This window comes from Streptomyces sp. NPDC045678 (assembly GCF_056432085.1).
On record NZ_JBWKJS010000006.1, the window covers coordinates 562,752 to 582,243 of the forward strand.

Annotated in this window: 19 protein-coding genes; 11 read left to right on the forward strand and 8 right to left on the reverse strand. The window is 70.1% G+C overall.

Features of this window, described 5'->3' with window-relative positions:
* The first annotated feature begins 25 nt into the window (after positions 1-25).
* From atpA to AC07DO_RS23645, 5 genes are all read left to right on the forward strand, one after another.
* The gene (gene atpA, locus AC07DO_RS23625; protein ID WP_479062309.1) at positions 26-1,618 is read left to right on the forward strand and encodes a F0F1 ATP synthase subunit alpha; all 1,593 of its coding nucleotides are present in this window, start codon (positions 26-28) and stop codon (positions 1,616-1,618) included.
* A gap of 20 nt (positions 1,619-1,638) precedes the next feature.
* Positions 1,639-2,559 carry a F0F1 ATP synthase subunit gamma gene (locus tag AC07DO_RS23630; protein ID WP_479062310.1) on the forward strand — a complete coding sequence of 307 codons (921 nt, stop codon included), beginning with the start codon at positions 1,639-1,641 and terminating at the stop codon, positions 2,557-2,559.
* On the forward strand, positions 2,559-4,001 hold the full coding sequence (gene atpD, locus AC07DO_RS23635; RefSeq protein WP_468608847.1) for a F0F1 ATP synthase subunit beta: 1,443 nt from the start codon (positions 2,559-2,561) through the stop codon (positions 3,999-4,001). The genes AC07DO_RS23630 and atpD overlap by 1 nt, the downstream gene beginning before the upstream one ends.
* 132 nt (positions 4,002-4,133) lie before the next feature.
* A complete protein-coding gene (locus AC07DO_RS23640; protein ID WP_479062312.1) occupies positions 4,134-4,508 on the forward strand; it encodes a F0F1 ATP synthase subunit epsilon in 375 nt (124 codons plus the stop codon).
* Between the two features lie 144 nt (positions 4,509-4,652).
* Positions 4,653-5,102, forward strand: coding sequence for a DUF2550 domain-containing protein (locus tag AC07DO_RS23645; RefSeq protein ID WP_479062314.1), 450 nt, complete (start codon positions 4,653-4,655; stop codon positions 5,100-5,102).
* Between the two features lie 65 nt (positions 5,103-5,167).
* Here the strand turns inward: AC07DO_RS23645 and AC07DO_RS23650 are convergent, their stop codons facing one another.
* From AC07DO_RS23650 to AC07DO_RS23660, 3 genes are all read right to left on the reverse strand, one after another.
* Entirely contained in the window at positions 5,168-7,036 is a 1,869-nt protein-coding gene (locus tag AC07DO_RS23650; protein ID WP_479062315.1) for a glycosyl hydrolase family 18 protein, read from the reverse strand.
* Between the two features lie 181 nt (positions 7,037-7,217).
* Complete coding sequence (locus tag AC07DO_RS23655; protein WP_479062317.1) at positions 7,218-7,868, reverse strand: response regulator; 651 nt, start codon at positions 7,866-7,868, stop codon at positions 7,218-7,220.
* Positions 7,865-9,055 carry a sensor histidine kinase gene (locus AC07DO_RS23660; RefSeq protein ID WP_479062318.1) on the reverse strand — a complete coding sequence of 397 codons (1,191 nt, stop codon included), beginning with the start codon at positions 9,053-9,055 and terminating at the stop codon, positions 7,865-7,867. The genes AC07DO_RS23655 and AC07DO_RS23660 overlap by 4 nt, the downstream gene beginning before the upstream one ends.
* 166 nt (positions 9,056-9,221) lie before the next feature.
* Between AC07DO_RS23660 and AC07DO_RS23665 the strand changes: the two genes are divergently transcribed.
* Positions 9,222-9,755, forward strand: a complete 534-nt coding sequence (locus tag AC07DO_RS23665) for a hypothetical protein (RefSeq protein WP_479062319.1) — start codon at positions 9,222-9,224, stop codon at positions 9,753-9,755.
* Between the two features lie 19 nt (positions 9,756-9,774).
* On the opposite strand, the gene AC07DO_RS23670 is transcribed toward AC07DO_RS23665, so the two are convergent.
* From AC07DO_RS23670 to AC07DO_RS23680, 3 genes are read right to left on the reverse strand one after another with little or no spacing between them, the layout of a single operon-like run.
* The gene (locus AC07DO_RS23670; protein WP_479062321.1) at positions 9,775-10,347 is read right to left on the reverse strand and encodes a cob(I)yrinic acid a,c-diamide adenosyltransferase; all 573 of its coding nucleotides are present in this window, start codon (positions 10,345-10,347) and stop codon (positions 9,775-9,777) included.
* A gap of 13 nt (positions 10,348-10,360) precedes the next feature.
* Positions 10,361-11,116 carry an ABC transporter permease gene (locus tag AC07DO_RS23675; RefSeq protein WP_479062322.1) on the reverse strand — a complete coding sequence of 252 codons (756 nt, stop codon included), beginning with the start codon at positions 11,114-11,116 and terminating at the stop codon, positions 10,361-10,363.
* A gap of 24 nt (positions 11,117-11,140) precedes the next feature.
* A complete protein-coding gene (locus tag AC07DO_RS23680) occupies positions 11,141-11,935 on the reverse strand; it encodes an ABC transporter ATP-binding protein (RefSeq protein WP_479062324.1) in 795 nt (264 codons plus the stop codon).
* A gap of 108 nt (positions 11,936-12,043) precedes the next feature.
* Here AC07DO_RS23680 and AC07DO_RS23685 point away from each other — a divergent pair, with 108 nt between their 5' ends.
* From AC07DO_RS23685 to AC07DO_RS23700, 4 genes are all read left to right on the forward strand, one after another.
* Positions 12,044-12,685, forward strand: a complete 642-nt coding sequence (locus tag AC07DO_RS23685; RefSeq protein WP_479062326.1) for a TetR/AcrR family transcriptional regulator — start codon at positions 12,044-12,046, stop codon at positions 12,683-12,685.
* Positions 12,686-12,832: 147 nt separating this feature from the next.
* Positions 12,833-13,681 carry a 3-hydroxyacyl-CoA dehydrogenase family protein gene (locus AC07DO_RS23690; RefSeq protein WP_479062328.1) on the forward strand — a complete coding sequence of 283 codons (849 nt, stop codon included), beginning with the start codon at positions 12,833-12,835 and terminating at the stop codon, positions 13,679-13,681.
* 205 nt (positions 13,682-13,886) lie between these two features.
* Entirely contained in the window at positions 13,887-14,210 is a 324-nt protein-coding gene (locus tag AC07DO_RS23695; RefSeq protein WP_055696792.1) for an STAS domain-containing protein, read from the forward strand.
* Positions 14,211-14,406: 196 nt separating this feature from the next.
* Positions 14,407-16,878 (forward strand): ATP-binding protein, encoded by a 2,472-nt coding sequence (locus AC07DO_RS23700; protein WP_479062331.1) that lies wholly within the window; start codon positions 14,407-14,409, stop codon positions 16,876-16,878.
* A 6-nt stretch (positions 16,879-16,884) separates the two neighbouring features.
* Here the strand turns inward: AC07DO_RS23700 and nucS are convergent, their stop codons facing one another.
* Positions 16,885-17,556, reverse strand: coding sequence for an endonuclease NucS (gene nucS, locus AC07DO_RS23705; RefSeq protein ID WP_479062332.1), 672 nt, complete (start codon positions 17,554-17,556; stop codon positions 16,885-16,887).
* A 254-nt stretch (positions 17,557-17,810) separates the two neighbouring features.
* Here nucS and AC07DO_RS23710 point away from each other — a divergent pair, with 254 nt between their 5' ends.
* Positions 17,811-18,203 (forward strand): SCO5389 family protein, encoded by a 393-nt coding sequence (locus tag AC07DO_RS23710; protein WP_150172297.1) that lies wholly within the window; start codon positions 17,811-17,813, stop codon positions 18,201-18,203.
* A gap of 64 nt (positions 18,204-18,267) precedes the next feature.
* Here AC07DO_RS23710 and AC07DO_RS23715 read toward each other — a convergent pair whose 3' ends face one another.
* Entirely contained in the window at positions 18,268-19,302 is a 1,035-nt protein-coding gene (locus tag AC07DO_RS23715; RefSeq protein WP_479062335.1) for an LLM class flavin-dependent oxidoreductase, read from the reverse strand.
* Positions 19,303-19,492: the final 190 nt, after the last annotated feature.

The window sequence follows — 19,492 nt, forward strand, 5'->3', positions numbered from 1 at the left end:
CCAACAAGGAGAGCAGGGAACCCAGATGGCGGAGCTCACGATCCGGCCGGAGGAGATCCGGGACGCGCTGGAGAACTTTGTCCAGGCGTACAAGCCGGACGCGGCCTCGCGCGAGGAGGTCGGTACGGTCACCCTTGCCGGCGACGGCATCGCGAAGGTCGAGGGCCTGCCCTCGGCCATGGCCAACGAGCTGCTGAAGTTCGAGGACGGGACCCTCGGTCTCGCGCTGAACCTGGAAGAGCGCGAGATCGGTTCGATCGTCCTCGGTGAGTTCAGCGGTATCGAGGAAGGCCAGTCGGTCACCCGCACCGGCGAGGTGCTGTCGGTCGCCGTGGGCGAGGGCTACCTCGGCCGCGTCGTCGACCCGCTCGGCAACCCGATCGACGGCCTCGGCGAGATCGAGACCAGCGGGCGTCGCGCCCTTGAGTTGCAGGCCCCCACGGTCATGCAGCGCAAGTCGGTGCACGAGCCGATGGAGACCGGCTACAAGGCCGTCGACGCGATGACCCCGATCGGCCGTGGCCAGCGTCAGCTGATCATCGGTGACCGCCAGACCGGCAAGACCGCCCTGGCCGTCGACACGATCATCAACCAGCGCGACAACTGGCGCACGGGCGACGTGAACAAGCAGGTGCGCTGCATCTACGTCGCCATCGGTCAGAAGGGCTCCACCATCGCCTCCGTGCGCGGTGCCCTCGAAGAGGCCGGCGCGCTGGAGTACACGACCATCGTCGCCGCCCCGGCGTCCGACCCGGCGGGCTTCAAGTACCTGGCGCCCTACACCGGTTCGGCCATCGGCCAGCAGTGGATGTACGAGGGCAAGCACGTCCTCATCATCTTCGACGACCTCTCGAAGCAGGCCGACGCCTACCGCGCCGTGTCCCTGCTGCTCCGCCGCCCGCCGGGGCGCGAGGCCTACCCGGGTGACGTCTTCTACCTGCACTCGCGTCTGCTCGAGCGCTGCGCGAAGCTCTCGGACGAGCTGGGCAAGGGCTCGATGACCGGTCTGCCGATCGTCGAGACCAAGGCGAACGACGTGTCGGCGTTCATCCCGACCAACGTCATCTCCATCACCGACGGCCAGTGCTTCCTGGAGTCGGACCTCTTCAACGCCGGTCAGCGCCCCGCGCTGAACGTCGGTATCTCCGTCTCCCGTGTCGGTGGTTCCGCGCAGCACAAGGCGATGAAGCAGGTTTCGGGTCGTCTCCGTGTGGACCTCGCCCAGTTCCGTGAGCTGGAGGCGTTCGCCGCCTTCGGTTCCGACCTGGACGCCGCGTCGAAGGCGCAGCTGGAGCGCGGTCAGCGCATGGTCGAGCTGCTCAAGCAGCCGCAGTACGAGCCGATGGCGACCGAGGACCAGGTCGTCTCCGTGTGGGCCGGTACCACCGGTCGCATGGACGACGTGCCGGTCAACGACATCCGCCGCTTCGAGCGTGAGCTCCTCGCCTACCTGCACCGGCAGGAGCAGGGCCTCATGACCTCCATCAAGGAGGGCGGCAAGATGTCGGACGACACGCTGCAGGCCGTCGGCGACGCGATCGCGGAGTTCAAGAAGCAGTTCGAGACCTCGGACGGGAAGCTTCTCGGCGAGGACGCTCCGGCCGCCGCCGGTAAGTGACGACGGAAGGGACCTGACTCATGGGAGCCCAGCTCCGGGTCTATAAGCGTCGCATCAAATCCGTCACCGCGACCAAGAAGATCACCAAGGCGATGGAGATGATCGCCGCCTCGCGCGTGGTCAAGGCCCAGCGCAAGGTGACGGCGTCCACGCCGTACGCGACCGAGCTCACCCGCGCGGTCACGGCGGTCGGCACCGGCTCGAACACGAAGCACCCGCTGACCACCGAGCCGGAGACGGCGACCCGTTCCGCGGTGCTGCTCCTCACGAGCGACCGCGGACTGGCCGGCGCCTTCAACTCGAACGCCATCAAGGCCGCGGAGCAGCTGACCGCGCGCCTGGAGGCCGAGGGCAAGGAGGTCGACACGTACATCGTCGGCCGCCGTGGTCTGGCCCACTACAACTTCCGCGAGCGCAAGGTCGTGGAGTCGTGGTCGGGATTCACCGACGAGCCCACGTACGCGGACGCCAAGAAGGTCGCGGTGCCGCTGATCGAGGCGATCGAGAAGGAGACGGCGGAGGGCGGCGTGGACGAACTCCACATCGTCTACACCGAGTTCATCTCGATGATGACGCAGACGGCCATCGACGGCCGCCTGCTGCCGCTCAGCCTCGAAGAGGTGGCGGAAGAGTCGAAGTCCGGCAAGGACGAGATCCTTCCGCTGTACGACTTCGAGCCGTCGGCGGAGGACGTCCTCGACGCCCTGCTGCCGCGGTACGTCGAGAGCCGTATCTACAACGCGATGCTCCAGTCGGCTGCCTCCAAGCACGCCGCCACGCGCCGCGCGATGAAGTCGGCCACCGACAACGCCGGGGATCTGATCAACAGCCTCTCCCGGCTTGCCAACGCGGCCCGCCAGGCCGAAATCACCCAGGAAATCAGCGAGATCGTCGGCGGCACAGCAGCGCTGGCCGACGCGACCGCGGGGAGTGACAAGTAATGACGACCACTGTTGAGACGGCCGTTGCCACGGGCCGCGTCGCCCGGGTGATCGGCCCGGTCGTCGACGTGGAGTTCCCCGTCGACGCGATGCCGGAGATCTACAACGCCCTGCACGTCCAGGTCGACGACCCGTCGACCGAGGGCGCGAAGAAGACGCTGACCCTCGAGGTCGCCCAGCACCTGGGTGACGGCGTGGTCCGCGCGATCTCGATGCAGCCCACCGACGGCCTGGTCCGCCAGGCGCCCGTCACCGACACCGGCAAGGGCATCTCGGTGCCGGTCGGCGACGTGACCAAGGGCCGTGTGTTCAACACGCTCGGCGAGGTCCTGAACGACGACCCGTCCACGGTCGCCGACGCCGAGCGCTGGACGATCCACCGCAAGGCCCCGGCCTTCGACCAGCTCGAGTCGAAGACCGAGATGTTCGAGACCGGCCTGAAGGTCGTCGACCTTCTCACCCCGTACGTCAAGGGTGGAAAGATCGGTCTGTTCGGTGGTGCCGGTGTCGGCAAGACCGTTCTGATCCAGGAAATGATCGTCCGTGTGGCCAAGCTGCACGACGGTGTCTCCGTCTTCGCCGGTGTCGGCGAGCGCACCCGTGAGGGCAACGACCTCATGGTCGAGATGGAGGAGGCCGGCGTTCTCGACAAGACCGCGCTGGTCTTCGGCCAGATGGACGAGCCGCCGGGCACGCGTCTGCGCGTCGCCCTGGCCGGTCTGACCATGGCGGAGTACTTCCGCGATGTGCAGAAGCAGGACGTGCTGTTCTTCATCGACAACATCTTCCGCTTCACGCAGGCCGGTTCCGAGGTCTCGACCCTGCTCGGCCGCATGCCGTCCGCGGTGGGTTACCAGCCGAACCTGGCCGACGAGATGGGTCTCCTCCAGGAGCGCATCACGTCGACCCGTGGTCACTCGATCACCTCGATGCAGGCGATCTACGTCCCCGCGGACGACCTGACCGACCCGGCCCCGGCCACCACGTTCGCCCACCTCGACGCGACGACGGTTCTCTCCCGTCCGATCTCCGAGAAGGGCATCTACCCGGCCGTGGACCCGCTGGACTCCACGTCCCGCATCCTGGACCCGCGCTACATCGCGCAGGACCACTACGACTGCGCCATGCGCGTCAAGGGGATCCTGCAGAAGTACAAGGACCTCCAGGACATCATCGCGATCCTCGGTATCGACGAGCTCAGCGAAGAGGACAAGCTCGTCGTCGCCCGTGCCCGTCGCGTGGAGCGCTTCCTGTCGCAGAACACCCACGCCGCCAAGCAGTTCACCGGTGTGGACGGCTCGGACGTGTCCCTCGAGGAGTCGATCGCGGCGTTCAACGCGATCTGCGACGGCGAGTACGACCACTTCCCCGAGCAGGCCTTCTTCATGTGCGGTGGTCTCGAGGACCTCAAGAAGAACGCCAAGGAGCTCGGCGTCTCCTGAGCTCGGTAGCTCGATCCGGAGAGGGGCGGGGGCACCCCGCGCAGGGGCCGTGTCCCGCCCCTCTCCGTACGCCCACTAGAATTTGACCCAACACCCGGCTGAACCGCCGGGTGGTGACCCGAGGAGCCACCCTTGGCTGCTGAGCTGCATGTCGAGCTGGTCGCAGCGGACCGCAGTGTCTGGTCCGGTGAGGCCACCCTGGTCGTCGCGCGCACCACGTCCGGCGACATCGGCGTCATGCCCGGTCACCAGCCGCTGCTCGGTGTGCTGGAATCGGGCCCGGTGACCATTCGTACGAGTGACGGCGGCACGGTCGTGGCCGCTGTCCACGGAGGATTCATCTCCTTCGCGGACGACAAGCTGTCGCTGCTGGCCGAGATCGCGGAGCTGTCCGAAGAGATCGACGTCCAGCGTGCGGAGCGGGCGCTGGAGCGCGCGAAGTCGGAGGCCGACGCCTCCGCCGAGCGTCGCGCAGACGTCCGACTGCGTGCGGTGGCGACGCGCTGACCCCAGCGCGCGGCGTAACGTGACTCAGCCGCGGCCAGGTCCGGGAACAATCCGGACCGGGTCGCGGCTGAGGCAATGCGGGTGCAATGTATCGGTCCGTTGTCGGCCCTTCGGCCGACGGTAGAGGCGAGGAGGTCGGTGCCGATGATCCTCACTCTGCTCGTGTGCGGACTTGCTTTGATCGTGCTGGTTCTGGTGGGGCTCTTCGTCTTCGGACTGCGACGCCGGCTGATCCAGCGTTCCGGGGGCACCTTCGACTGCAGCCTGCGCTGGGACGCCCCGGAGAAGGGCGACACCTCCGGCAAGGGCTGGGGGTACGGGGTCGCCCGCTACAACGGTGACCGCGTCGAGTGGTTCCGCGTCTTCTCCTACGCTCCCCGGCCGCGCCGGGTTCTCGAGCGCTCCGCCATCGAGGTCGTGGACCGTCGCGCCCCGGACGGCGAGGAGGAGCTGGCCCTGCTCTCCGACGCGATCGTCCTCGGCTGCCTGCACCGCGGCGCCCGCCTGGAGCTGGCGATGAGCGAGGACGCGCTGACGGGTTTCCTGGCCTGGCTTGAGGCGGCCCCGCCGGGCCAGAGAGTGAATGTGGCCTAGTACGGCATGAAGAAGCCGGGAAGACAAGGGGCGATCTTGTCTTCCCGGCTTCGTACTGGGGACGGTTACTTGAGACCGTCGTTGATGGCCGTCACCAACTCGCCGTTGGCCGTGTCACCGCTGAACTCCCAGAAGAACGCGCCACCGAGCTTCTGGTCCTTGGCCCACGCCATCTTGGCGCGGACCGTGGAGGGCGTGTCGTAGGACCACCAGTTCGTGCCGCAGTGGGCGTACGCCGTGCCGGCGATCGTGCCGTTGGACGGGCAGGAGTTCTTGAGGATCTTGTAGTCCTCGATGCCCGCCTCGTATGCACCGGGGGCCGCCCCCGTCGCCGTGCCGCCCGGCTCCTTCTGGGTGACGCCGGTCCAGCCGCGGCCGTAGAAGCCGATGCCGAGCAGGAGCTTGGCCGACGGCACGCCCTTCGCCTTGAGCTTGGCTATCGCCGCCGCGGAGTTGAAGCCGTCCTGCGGGATGCCCGGGTAGGACGTGAGCGGGGAGTGCGGGGCCGTCGGGCCCTTCGCCGCCCAGGCGCCGAAGAAGTCGTACGTCATCACGTTGTACCAGTCGGCGTACTGCGAGGCGCCGCCGTAGTCGGCCGCGTCGATCTTGCCGCCGCTGGAGCCGTCCGCGGTGATCGCGGCCGTGACGAGGTTCTTGGAGCCGAACTCGTTGCGGAACGCCTGCATCATGTTCTTGAAGACGGCGGGGCCGCTGGTGTCACAGGACAGACCGCAGGCGTTCGGGTACTCCCAGTCCAGGTCGACGCCGTCGAAGACGTCGGCCCAGCGCGGGTCCTCGACCAGGTCGTGACAGGACTTGGCGAAGGCCGCGGGGTTCTTCATGGCGTCGGTGAAGCCGCCGGACCAGGTCCAGCCGCCGAAGGACCAGAGGATCTTGATGTTCGGGTACTTGGCCTTGAGCTTGCGCAGCTGGTTGAAGTTGCCGCGCAGCGGCTGGTCCCAGGTGTCGGCGACGCCGTCCACCGACTGGTCGGCGGTGTACGCCTTGTCGATCGCCGCGTACGAGTCGCCCATGGTGCACTTGCCGCCCTGGACGTTGCCGAAGCTGTAGTTGATGTGCGTGATCTTGTCGGCCGAGCCGGAGGTCGCGATGTTCTTCGCGTGGTAGTTGCGCTGGTAGACGCCCCACTCCGTGAAGTAGCCGAGCTTGACCTTGTCGCCGGGCTCGGGGTCCGGGCCGCCGCCACCGGTGGTGCGGACCTTGACGGCGTCGCTGGCCGGCCCCGTCTGGTCGGCGGTGTCACGGGCCTGGACGCTGTACGAGTAGTCGGTGCCCGCGGTCAGGCCGCTGTCGCTGTACGAGGTGCCGGTGACCGTGGCGACCTTCGCGCCGTCGCGCAGGACGTCGTAGTTCTTGACGCCCTTGTCGTCGGTGGCGGCCTTCCAGTCCAGCTTCACACCGGTGTTGGTGATGCCGGACGCGGTCGGGGTGCCGGGGGCGCTCGGCGGGTTGTCGCCGGGGACGCTGCCGCCGTCGCAGCTGCCGCCGTTCAGCGTGCACTTGGAGGGGGCGCCGGGGCCCGTGCCGTTGAACCCGAAGGAGACCGAGGCGCCGGGGGCGAGCGTCCCGTTCCAGCCGAGGTTCTTGGCGGTCCAGCGGGTTCCGGAGTTGGTGACGGTGGCGTCCCAGGCCGAGGTCACCTTCGTGTCGGAGGGGAAGTCCCACTGGACGTTCCAGGAACTGAGCGTGGTGGTTCCGGTGTTCTTGATCGTCCACTTGCCCTCGAAGCCGTTGCCCCAGTCCTGGGTCTTGGCGTACGTGGCGGTGGCTTCGGGGGCGGCGTCGGGCGCCGCGTCGGCGGGCCCGCCGAGGGCGACGAGGGTGGCGAGCGGGAGCAGCAGCGTCGTCACTCCCGCCACCGCTTTGTGTCTGAATCTGAGTCTCGAGCGTGTGCTGTCGGTCTTGAAGCGCACGGAGTGCTCCTCGGGTGAGTTCCGGGGGTCTTGGGGGCCTGGACCCTGCGCCGCCCGTGAGCACGTGGACACGTGGGGGAGTGCTCACCGCAGTGCGGCGAGAATAGAAAGGTCTGGACCAGCGGTCAAGAGGTCTGAACCATTGGCCGGATCGCGACGGTCCGGCGCCCCCGGTTCCGCTTCAGACGCCCAACTCCTGCGCCAGTACGGCGGCTTGCACCCGGCTGCGCAGTTCGAGCTTGCCCAGCATCCGGCTGACGTGCGTCTTCACCGTCGCCTCCGCCATCGCGAGCCGGGCCGCGATCTCGGCGTTCGACAGGCCTTCACCGATGCAGGAGAGCACCTCGCGCTCGCGTCGGGTGAGGCTCTCCAGGATCGCGGGGTCCGGCGCGTTCTCGTCGCGTACGGCCCTCGTGGGAGCGGCGAACTCGGCGATCAGACGGCGGGTGACGGCGGGCGCGATGAGGCCCTCGCCGCGCGCGACCGTGCGGACGCCTTCGATGAGGTCCCTGGCCTCCGTGTTCTTCAGGAGGAACCCGGACGCGCCCGCCCGCAGCGCCCCGAACACGTACTCGTCGAGGTCGAAGGTGGTCAGGACGAGCACGTCCGCGAGCTGCTCGGCGACGACCTGCCGGGTCGCCGACACCCCGTCCAGGCGCGGCATCTGTACGTCCATCAGGATCAGGTCGGGGCGGAGCTCGCGGGCGAGGGCGACGGCCTCCTCGCCGTCCGCCGCCTCGCCGACGACCTCGATGTCGGACGCGCTGCGCAGGATCAGGACGAGTCCCGAGCGCACGGCTGACTGATCCTCGGCGACCAGTACCCGGATCATTCTTTGGCTCCTTCGTCCGCTGGGTCGACGGGCAGGGTCGCGAAGACGCTCCAGACCTTGCCGTCGGGGGTGCTCTCGGGGCCCGATTCGAAGGTGCCGCCGAGCAGGTCGGTGCGCTCGCGCATGCCGACGAGGCCGGCGCCGGAGCCGGGGGCGCGCGGCCCCGAGGGGCCCCCGTACGGGGAGGTCACGCGCACGGTGAGGGCGCGCGGCTCCTGTGCCAGGGTCACGGTGACGAGGCCGGGGGACGCGTGCTTGAGGGCGTTCGTCAGGGACTCCTGCACGATGCGGTACGCCGCGAGCTCCACCGGCGCGGGCAGCTTCGGCCCGTCCGCGGGGCGTGCGTCGTCGAGCGTGACGTCGAGGCCGTTGGTGCGGGCACCCGCGACGAGGGCGGCCAGGCCGTCCAGGGTGGGCGCGGCCGCGGGCTCCAGATCGCCGGTCTGGTCGCGCAGGATGCCGATGAGGCGGCGCATCTCCGCCAGGCCCTCGACGCTGTTCTCCCGGATGACGGCCAGGGCGTCCTGGCTGGTCTTCGGATCGTCGAGGGAGAGCGCGGCCGTCGAGTGGATGGCGATCGCCGAGAGGTGGTTAGCGACCATGTCGTGCAGCTCCCTGGCCATCCTGGCGCGCTCGGCGCCGACGGCCTGGACCCGGTCCATCTCGGCGAGCAGCGCGGTCTGCTCGGCCCGCAGCTTCGCCGCGGCGGTGGCCTCGCGGTGGTTGCGCACCAGGACGCCGGTGGCGGCGGGCGTGAAGGCCACGATGGCGGTCGCGACGCCCAGGAGGACGGCCTGCGGGTCCTGCCACCAGGCGAGGAAGGCCACGGTCATGGCCACCGTGATGACGCCCGACGTGATCGGGATGCGGCGGGCGGCGGCCGGTGTCCCGTACACGACGGCCGCGTACATGATGTCCGTGAACATCAGGATCGAAGCGAGGTTGCCCGCCGTGAACTGGTCGGCCACCAGCGCGAACGTGGCCATGACCAGGGCGAACTGCGGTTTGGTGCTGCGCAGGAGTTCGAGCCCCGCGAGGGCGAGGAGCGGCAGCAGCGCCCAGTGGCCGCCGAGCGGCCGGTCCGTCTGCGAGGGCAGCCCGAGCGCCCACAGCGCCAGCCCGCAGAGCAGGCTGGCCGCGGCGATCTGTACGTCGACGCGTTGCGGACGGGGCAGGGACGGGGCCATGTCCCCATCCAACACGGTGGACCGGCCGTCCTGCCTGGTCCTGGGGGAGGAACCGGGCGCTACATCGAAGGATGCAGTCCCACTTCGTCACTGACGACGACGATCCACGGCGGCCGGCGGGCGAGCCTTGAGGGGTGAACGGGGGAGCGAACGTGAGGAGAGCGCCGTGATCGTCGCGCTGATCATCATCTGCGAGGTCGGCTTCTGGGTGCTGCTGGCCGCCGGGCTCGCCACCCGCTATCTGCTGCGCATGCCGCGCCTCGGCATCGCGATCCTGCTGTGCGAGCCGCTGCTCGAACTGGTGCTCCTCGTGGTGACCGCACTCGACCTGAAGAACGGCGCCGACCCCAGCTGGAAGCACGGCCTCGCGGCGCTGTACATCGGCTACACCGTGGGGCACGGCCACCGCGCCGTGAAGTGGCTCGACGGCCACGCCGCGCACCGCTTCAAGGGCACGCCGGTGCCCCGCCCGCCGCGCTACGGCAAGGCCCGCGCCCTGCACGAGGCGAAGGTCTGGCTCGGCTCCGTCGTCGGGGCGGCCGTCGCGAGCGGGCTGCTGCTGCTCGCCATGTGGTACGTCGACGACCCCGACCGCACCACGTCGCTCCAGGGATGGATGTACACGGCGTGGCGCACGGCGGGCATCCACGGTCTGATCGCGCTCAGCTACACGCTCTTCCCGAAGAAGGCGCCGGCCTGAGGCCGTGGGCGCCGGAGCGCTAGCGCTCGCCGCCCGGCACCCACAGCACGTCCCCGACCGCCTTGTTCGCCGTACGGGCGAGGATGAAGAGGAGGTCGGAGAGGCGGTTGAGGTAGGTCGCGGTCAGCGGGTTCATCGTGTCGCCGTGGGCCTCGAAGGCCGCCCACGTCGACCGCTCGGCGCGCCGCACGACGGTGCACGCCTGGTGCAGTAGCGCGGCGCCGGGCGTACCCCCCGGGAGGATGAAGCTGCGGAGCTTCTCCAGCTCCTCCAGGAAGCGGTCGCAGTCCGCCTCCAGCTTGTCGATGTAGGACTGCTCGACGCGCAGCGGCGGGTACTTCGGGTCCTCCACGACGGGCGTGGAGAGGTCGGCGCCCACGTCGAAGAGGTCGTTCTGGACGCGTACGAGGATCTTGACCACGTCCGCCTCGAGCTGCCCGAGCGCGATCGCCGTGCCGATGACCGCGTTGGCCTCGTTGGCGTCGGCGTACGCCGAGATGCGCAGATCGGTCTTGGCGGTGCGGCTCATGTCCCCGAGGGCCGTCGTGCCCCGGTCGCCGGTCCTGGTGTAGATGCGCGTCAGATTGACCATGCGGCCAGCCTAGTTACGCTCCGGCCTTCTTGAAGACACGTGTGCCGACCGTCACGGAGAGCAGGACGAAGGCGAGCGCCATCAGGACGCCGTACAGCATTGTCGTGGACGCGTAGTCCCCCACGTATCCCGCGCGCACCGCGTCGACGAGGTAGCGGAACGGCATGAAGTGGGAGAGGACGTCGAGCCAGGCCGGTGCGAGCGCCATCGGCAGCATCAGGCCGGAGAGCAGCATCGAGGGCATGCTCACCGCGTTGACGGCGGGGCCGAACTCGTGTGCCTTGTCGACCTTCATGGCCAGCGCGTACGAGAGCGAGGCGAGCCCGGCCGTCAGGAGCCCGACGAACGCGAAGCCGATGAGGATGCCCGCGAGCGGCGCCCTGAGGCCCATCGCCAGCGAGGCGAGCACGAGCAGCACCGCCTGGAAGACGAAGAGCGCGGCGTCGCGCAGGATCCGCCCGAGGAGCAGCGCGAGACGGCTCACGGGCGTCACCCGCATCCGCTCCACCACGCCGAACTGCTTCTCGATGATGAGTGCGAAACCGCTGAACGTGGCGCCGAACAGGCCCAGTTGGAGCAGCAGTCCCGGTACGAGCACCTGCCAGGAGTCGCCCTCGGAGCCGAGCGGCAGATCGGTGAGGAGCGGGCCGAAGAAGAGGAGGTAGAGCAGCGGGGTGAGGACGCCGAACAGGATCTGGAACTTGGAGCGCAGGGTCTGCCGGGCGTACCGCCCGAAGATCAGGGCGGTGTCGGCGAGCAGTGCAGGCATGGTGGGGGTCCCGGGTGGTGAGGGTCAGACGGCGACGGGAGGCGTGGCCGCGGCGGTGTCCTGGGACGCGATGTCGCGCCCGGTGATGGCGAGGAAGGTGTCCTGGAGGGTGGCGTCGATCGAGCCGCCGTACCGCAGCTTGAGCGCGCTCGGCGTGCCTTCGGCGACGACGACGCCCTTGTCGACGACGACCAGACGGTCGGAGAGGGCGTCGGCCTCGTCGAGGTAGTGCGTGGTGAGGAAGACGGTCGTGCCGTGGTCGTCGCGCAGCTTGCGCACCAGTTGCCACAGGTCGGCCCGGCTGCCCGGGTCGAGCCCGGTGGTCGGCTCGTCGAGGAAGAGCACCTCGGGCCGGTGGGTGAGTCCCAGGGCGATGTCGAGCCGCCTGCGCTGGCCGCCGGAGAGCGCGGCGCAGGGCCGCTCCATCAGCTCGGTCAGGCCGAGGTCGTGCGCCAGTTCCTCCGCGCGGGCCGCCGCCTGAGTCTTCGTCAGGCGGTAGAGCCGGCCCTGGGTGATGAGTTCCTCGCGTACGGAGATGCTCAGGTCGACGCCGCCCGACTGGGCGACGTACCCGATCCTCTCGCGGACGCCTGCGGGGTCCTTGGCCAGGTCGCGGCCCGCGACGGTGGCGGCGCCGCCGGTGGGCGGGAGCAGCGTGGTCAGCATGCGCAGGGTCGTGGTCTTGCCCGCGCCGTTCGGCCCGAGGAAGCCGAGGATCTCGCCGGGTTCTACGCGCAGGTCGATGCCGCGCACGGCTTCGACGGTGCCGTCTTTGGTCCGGAAGGTCCGGGCGAGCCCGCAGGTACTGATGATTGCCATGACGACCACAAAAACAGAGTCGGTGAAATTTTGCAACGTCACCAAAATTCGAATCGACTCCAAGTTTGGGCGTGACATCAAAATTTCAGAGTCCCTAGGATGGGAGGCATGAGTGAAGGCCTGCGGGAGCGCAAGAAGCGGCAGACGAAGCAGCGGATCTCGGACATCGCGACCGGGCTCTTCCTGGAGCACGGGTTCGTCACCGTGACCATCGCCGAGATCGCGGACGCCGCGGACGTCTCGGTCAACACGGTCTACAACTACTTCCCGGCCAAGGAGGACCTGTTCCTCGACCGGGGCGACGACGTCGTCGACCGCCTCTCCCGCCACGTGCGCGGCCGCCGCGCCGGGGAGTCCGCCGCCGACGCCGTCCTGCGCGAGCTGCGCGCCGACGTGGAGGGCGTCTCGCCGGCCGTCGGGCTCTTCCCCGGCTGGGCCGACTTCATGAAGGTCATCACCGAGGCGCACGCCCTGCGCTCCCGGCTCTGGGCGATCCAGCAGGAGGCCCTCGACCGGCTCACGCGCACCCTCGCCGAAGAGACCGGGGCCGCCGGGGGCGACCCGCTCCCCGGCCTCGTCGCAGGACAGCTCTCCTGGGTCCACAGCACGCTCATGGCGTGGATCGGCGACGAGATGTCCAAGGGCCGGGAACCCGCCGAGGTCTCCCGCGAAGCCCTCGCGCTCCTCGACGAGATGGAGGAACTGCTGAGCGAGAAGGTCCTCAACTACGCGCCGCGCACCGCCGAATGACGCGTACCGGTGTGATGTCCGTCATCTGAGACGTGACGCGCATCTCCTTACCACCACAGGCGCGCCCACGGCCGCTAACGTGCGCCGAGAAGGCATACGTGAACAGCGTGCAAGTCAAGCGTGACAAGCGGTAGGGGAGTCGGAACAGTGGCACGGAAGCTCGCCGTCATCGGAGCCGGACTCATGGGGTCCGGAATCGCTCAGGTCTCCGCCCAGGCGGGCTGGGACGTCGTCCTGCGCGACGTCACCGACGAGGCCCTGACCCGCGGCACCGACGGGATCAAGGCGTCGTACGACAAGTTCGTGAGCAAGGGCAAGCTCGCGGCCGAGGACGCGGAGGCCGCGCTCGGACGCATCACGACCACCACCGACCTGGACGCCGTCGCCGACGCGGACATCGTCGTCGAGGCCGTCTTCGAGAAGCTCGAGGTCAAGCACGAGATCTTCCGCACGCTCGACAAGCTCGTGCGCGACGACGCCGTGCTCGCCTCCAACACCTCCGCCATCCCGATCACCAAGATCGCGGCCGTGACGGAGCGCCCGGAGCGCGTCGTCGGCGCCCACTTCTTCTCGCCCGTCCCGATGATGCAGCTCTGCGAGCTGGTGCGCGGCTACAAGACCAGCGACGAAACCCTCGCCCGCACCCGCGAGTTCGCCGAGTCCGTCGGCAAGACCTGCATCGTCGTCAACCGCGACGTCGCCGGCTTCGTGACGACCCGTCTGATCTCCGCGCTCGTCGTCGAGGCCGCCAAGCTCTACGAGTCGGGCGTCGCCACCGCCGAGGACATCGACATCGCCTGCAAGCTCGGCTTCGGCCACGCCATGGGCCCGCTCGCGACCGCCGACCTCACCGGCGTCGACATCCTGCTGCACGCCACCGGAAACATCTACACGGAGTCCCAGGACGAGAAGTTCGCGCCGCCGGAGCTGATGCGCCGGATGGTTGACGCCGGTGACATCGGGCGCAAGAGCGGGCAGGGGTTCTACAAGCACTGAACCAGCACTGACGTACGCCGTCTGACGCCCCGTCGGACGCTTCGGCGCCCCGCGGGTCACCCCTCGGAGTGAATTCGGTATCGGTTCGCTTACAGACGGCAACTTCCTCGCCCACGCGGCAGTCAGTTGCAGTGACATACGCAGACGCCCTACGTATCGGGCGTCACGGCAGACACAGCACTCACAGCACCCTCGGGGAGCGCATATGCACATCAGGGGCGACCAGGCCCAGCTGGTCGTCGGGGGACGCCTCGACGTACGCAGCGCGGCGGACGCCCGCACGGTCCTGCACTCCGCCGTCGACGATGGCGCCGGCGACCTGGTGCTCGACCTGTCCGAACTCGACTCGTGGGACGCCACGGGCCTCGGCGTCATCATGGGCGCCCACCGCCGTGCCGGCCGCTGCGGACGCAGACTCGTCCTGCGCCACGTACCGCCGCAGATGCAGCGCCTCCTCGTGGCGACCCGGCTGCACCGGATCCTCGCCATCGAGGGCGGCATCGGAGTCGAATCGCTCCCCAGAGTCTGACCGCACAATCCTCACGAACCTGTGACGTCTCGGACGGGGCGGTACCCCGCCCTCCCGGAGATACTGAGCAAAGGTCTAGGGTTCGGTGGCCACCGATATACGGACCCGCTCGGGGGCGCCGGACCAGAAGCGACAGCGCAGTGTGCACGAAGGCCGGAGGGGGCTCTGCACACCACGCATCTGGGGGGCTAGGACCATGGACCCGATGAACCGGGGACCCGAAGAGTACGGCCACGACGGCATCGACGACGACGGCTCGGCGAGCCCCGGACGGCCGCCGCGCGAACCCCTGACACCGGACTTCGGGCAGCCCGCACCCGCGCTCGCCCGCACCGTCCAGCTCGTCTCGGGCGACTTCCTGCTCACCGTCAACCCCGTCGACGGCAGCGAGATCGAACCCTGCCCGCCCGGCGAACGGCCCGCACGCCCCGGCAAGCACTCCGCCGCCGACCGCGCCGAGCTGCGCCGCGCCTCGATGCCGCCCGTGCCGCCGGGCCCCGCACTGCCCAGGCTGCCGCTCCTGGAGCGCCAGGAAGAGCGTGAGCGGCTCGTACGGCTCCTCGCGCGCGGCCGCTCCGTCCGGCTGACCGGGCCCGCGGGTTCGGGCCGCACGGCGCTCCTGAACGCCGTCGCCGACGACTGCGCGGACCTCGCCCCCGACGGCGTCGTCCGCCTCTCCGGCTACCGCAGGACACCCGGCGAGCTGCTCCACGACCTCTTCGCCGCCGTCCACGACGCGCCGCTGCACCGCCCCGACCGCGCCCAGCTCCTCGAACACGTCCACGAGATCGGCGCGGTCGTCGTCCTCGACGACCTCGAATTCGGCGGCGCCGCCCTCGACGAGCTGCTCGACGCGACACCCGAATGCGCCTTCCTCGTCGCCACCACGCCCGACGTGGCGGCGCCCTCCGCCGACTCCCACCTCGAAGAGGTCTTCCTCGGCGGACTCGGCCGCGGCGGCGGCCTCGAACTCCTGGAGCGCGCCGTCGGCCGCGTCCTCGACGACGAGGAGGCCAACTGGGCGGGCGACCTGTGGTTCGAGTCCGAGGGGCTGCCGCTGCGCTTCGTCCAGGCCGGCGCCCTGCTCCGCCAGCGTGACCAGCTCCGCGCCGACCCGCACGCCTTCGAGGAGCACGGCTACTACGTCGACACCGCCGTCACGCCCGTCGACGCGCCCTTCGACGCGGGTGCCGACGGGGACGACGTACCGCTGCCCTCCCTCGCCGACGGCGCCGCGCCCGCGGCCCTGCTCGCCTCACGGCTCAGCCCGTCCGCCCGCGCCACCCTGAAGTTCGCCGTCGCCCTCGGCGGCGAGCTCCCGCACCAGGCCCACCTGCCCGCCCTCGTGGGCGACACCCACGCCGACGCGGCCCTCGCCGAGCTCGTCGGCTGCGCCCTGGTCACCCCGGTCGGCGCGCACTACCGCCTGGCCGCCGGGGTCCGCACCCAGCTGGAGGCCGCCGGGTACGCGGACGAGGCCGCCGAGTACGCCCTGGGCGCCGCCCAGCACTACGCCTGGTGGTCCGGGCACCCCTCCGTCACCCCGGAGCGGGTCGCCGCGGAGGCGGACGCCGTACAGGCCGCGCTCGCCGCGCTGGTCGCCACGGAGAGCGGCGCGGCCGTGCTGCTCGCCCGCACCGCGGCGCCCGCCTTCGCCGGCGGGCTCGACTGGGGCGCCTGGGAACGCGCCCTGCGCTCCGGCCAGGAAGCGGCGCGCAACGCGGGCGAGGTCGCCGAAGAGGCGTACTTCCACCACGAGTTGGGCATCCTCGCGCTCTGCGGCGGACAGCTCGACCGGGCGCGCGCCGAGCTGGAGGCGTCCATAGGCCTGCGCGGCGCGCTCGCCGACAAGCGCGGCATGATCTCCGGGCGCAGGGCCCTCGCCCTGGTCGCCGACCGTTCGGGCGGCGCGCTGCCCGGCGGGCGCACGGCCGCCGGTGAAGAGGTGCCCGACGCGCGCTACGAGGAATCGGCGTCGCCGCCCGGCGGCATCCCCGCCACGTTCACCCCGTCCGCGGCCGCGTTCTCCATGCCCGCACCGCCCCCGGAGCCGGAGACCCTCGTCACCAGCAAGGCGACGCCCGCGCCAGGGGCGGGCCCCGCGCCGAGCCGCCGCTCCATCATCATGGGCACCCGCCGCAACCTCGTCGCGGCGGGTGCGGGAGCCCTGCTCGTCGTCGTCCTCGGCACCGTCGTCACCCTCGGCGCCACGTCCGACAACAACGACCCGCCGAACGACAAGGTCAAGACGGAGCAGTCGGCGAAGGAGGACCGCGACGACGGCGGCCTCACCGCCGACGAGCCGCGGAAGGACTCCACGAGCCGCTCCGGCACACCCGGCGAGGGCGGCGTCACCGGCACCTCCGACGGCCCGAAGCCGAGCGACAGCGCCAAGCCGTCCGCCGAGCCGAGCGAGAGCGACGAGCCGTCGGGCACGCCGTCGAAGCCTTCGGACAAGCCGACGAAGCCGACCGGCAAGCCGACCGAGCCCACGGGCAAGCCCACCGAGCCGACGGACAAGCCGACCCCGCCGACCACACCCCCGACGACCCCGCCGACCACCCCGCCCACGACCCCGCCGACGACGCCGCCCGATGAGGAGACGCCGCCGACCTCGCCCGACAACTCGAACTCGGCGAGCGGCCCGGGGGCCGAGGACAGGACCTGACGGGCGTCAGAACAGCCGCAGCTTGTCGTCCTCGATGCCGCGCAGCGCGTTGTAGTCCAGGACGGTGCAGCCGATGCCGCGGTCCGTGGCGAGGACGCGTGCCTGCGGCTTGATCTCCTGGGCGGCGAAGATGCCCCTGACGGGCGCCAGGTGCGGGTCGCGGTTCAACAGCTCCAGGTAGCGGGTGAGTTGCTCGACACCGTCGATCTCGCCTCGGCGCTTGATCTCGACGGCGACGGTCTGCCCGTCGGCGTCGCGGCAGAGGATGTCCACCGGGCCGATCGCCGTCATGTACTCGCGGCGGATGAGCGTATATCCGTCACCGAGCGTCTCGATCCGGTCGGCGAGCAGCTCCTGAAGGTGTGCTTCCACGCCGTCCTTGATGAGGCCGGGGTCCACACCGAGCTCGTGCGACGAGTCGTGCAGGACTTCCTCCATCGTGATGATGAGCTTCTCGCCCGCCTTGTTCACGACGGTCCACACGCCGGCGTCGTCCCCGGTCCCCTCCTTCAAGGTGCAGGGCGGAGACATCCAGTTGAGCGGTTTGTAGGCCCTGTCGTCCGCGTGGATCGAGACGCTGCCGTCCGCCTTCACAAGGATCAGACGGGGCGCCGACGGGAGATGGGCGGTGAGCCGGCCCGCGTAGTCCACGGAGCATCGGGCAATGACGAGACGCATGGGGCGCAACGCTACTCGACTCGGGGTGGTGTGCGCGATTCGCCCGCCCCGCCCCCGTCACCCCCACGCCGAAGAGGCGACTTGTCCGTCGATGGGCCCGTTCGATCCTGGCCGGTTATGCGCCCAATCTCCTGGTGCCCGCACCGCCCGGTGCCTACCGTAGAAGCTAGAGGTCGTCATCCGTGCACGCTGCGTAGGCGGACTCCATCCCTGTCCGTAAGCCCCCGCTCCCCGGGGGTGTGAGAGGAGAACCCATGTCGCTCGACGTCTCACCGGCACTGTTGGAACAGGCCGAGCGAGGCGAGGTGGACGAAGCAGAATTCGTCGACTGCGTCCGGACCTCCCTGCCTTACGCATGGGAGATGATCAGCTCCCTGGTGGCCCAGCTGAAGGTCGACGGCGGCGAGTTCGCCGACAACCAGACCCCGCCGCCGGACGAGCAGGCGCGTGGCCAGCTGCTGCGCGCGCTCGCGAGTGACGCCATTCGCGGTGCTCTGCAGAGGCATTTCGGAGTGCGCCTTGCATTCCAGAACTGCCACCGCGTCGCGGTGTTCCCGCTGGACCCGGCGGTGGACGACCGGCTCGCCCGCTTCACCTCGATCCGAGGCCAGCTGCTCAACCAGTCGCCCGAACTGCGGGACTGCTGACGCTTGTTGCTGCCGCTCCGTACGCGGGAGGTGTTTCAGTCCGGAGCGGCAGCTCCTCGGGCACTCAGCCGAGCTGGGGCAGCACTTCGGCGCCCAGCCTCCGCACGTTCTCCTCCGTGGCCGCGAGGTCGCCCGAGCCCTCCACTAGAAGCGCGAAGCGCGTGATGCCGGTGCGCTCGGCGGTGGCGGCGAGACGGTCGGCGCACACCTGTGGGGTGCCCACGGGGTGCAGCCCGCAGAGCAACTCCGTGTAGGCCACCGGGTCACGCATGGCGCGGTGCCTGCCGTCCACGGTCACATGGGCGTCGAGACCCTGCTTCAGCCACCCCGGCATCGCCTTCTGTAATGCCTCGGCCGCGTCGAGCCGGCGGTCCGCGACCTGCGCGACACCGGCGGATACGTGGGGTGCCGCGGAAACCTTCTCCGGCGGGTGCCCCGCAGCACGTGCGTGGCGATTCCACAAGGCCACCATTTCGGCCTTCTCGTCGTCGCCCACGTGCATGCCGAGCAGCATCGGCAGACAGCGCTGCGCGGCGAGCCGCACGCTGGACGGCGAGGTGCACGCGACGACCACTTCGGGACCGTCGGCGCCCTGGCCGTTCAGCGCTTCCTGAGGGCGCGGCACCACGGCGACCTCGCGGAACGCGAACCGCTCGCCGCTGCCACCGACGCGCGGCTCCCGCAGCCACCGCAGCAGCAGGTCGAGGGATTCGGGGAACCCCTTCTCGTACGCCTCCAGGCCCGCGCCGAACACTTCCAGGTCCACCCAGGGCCCGCCGCGTCCGACACCGAGCGAGAACCGGCCGCCGGTCGTCACGTGCAGCAGCGCCGCCTGTTCGCCGAGTGCCACGGGGTGCGCGGTCGGGAGCACGCTCACGGCCGTCCCGACGTGGATCCGCCGCGTCCGCCCGAGGACCAGCGCCGCGAGGGTCACCGCCGACGGACACGTGCCGTACGGCACGAAGTGGTGCTCGGCGAGCCAGACCGAGTCGAGCCCCGCCTCCTCGGCCACCTCGGCGGACCGCACCGCGCGGTGCAGCGCCTCCCCCTGCCCCTGTCCGGGGAACTGGGCGGCCAGAACAAAACTACCTACTCGCATCGAACTCCTGCCTCCTTGACGCCGACGCAGGCACTCCCCCTACGGGCAACAACGCGTGACACGTGCCAAAGGCACGGCTTGGCAAGAAGATTGTTGGATTTTCCGTGCAGCGCACGGGATCCGGGCCGTCGGTGCGGGCCGGGTACCCCGCGGCACGACGCGTAGGCTGGTCGCACCCCTGATCGCCGTA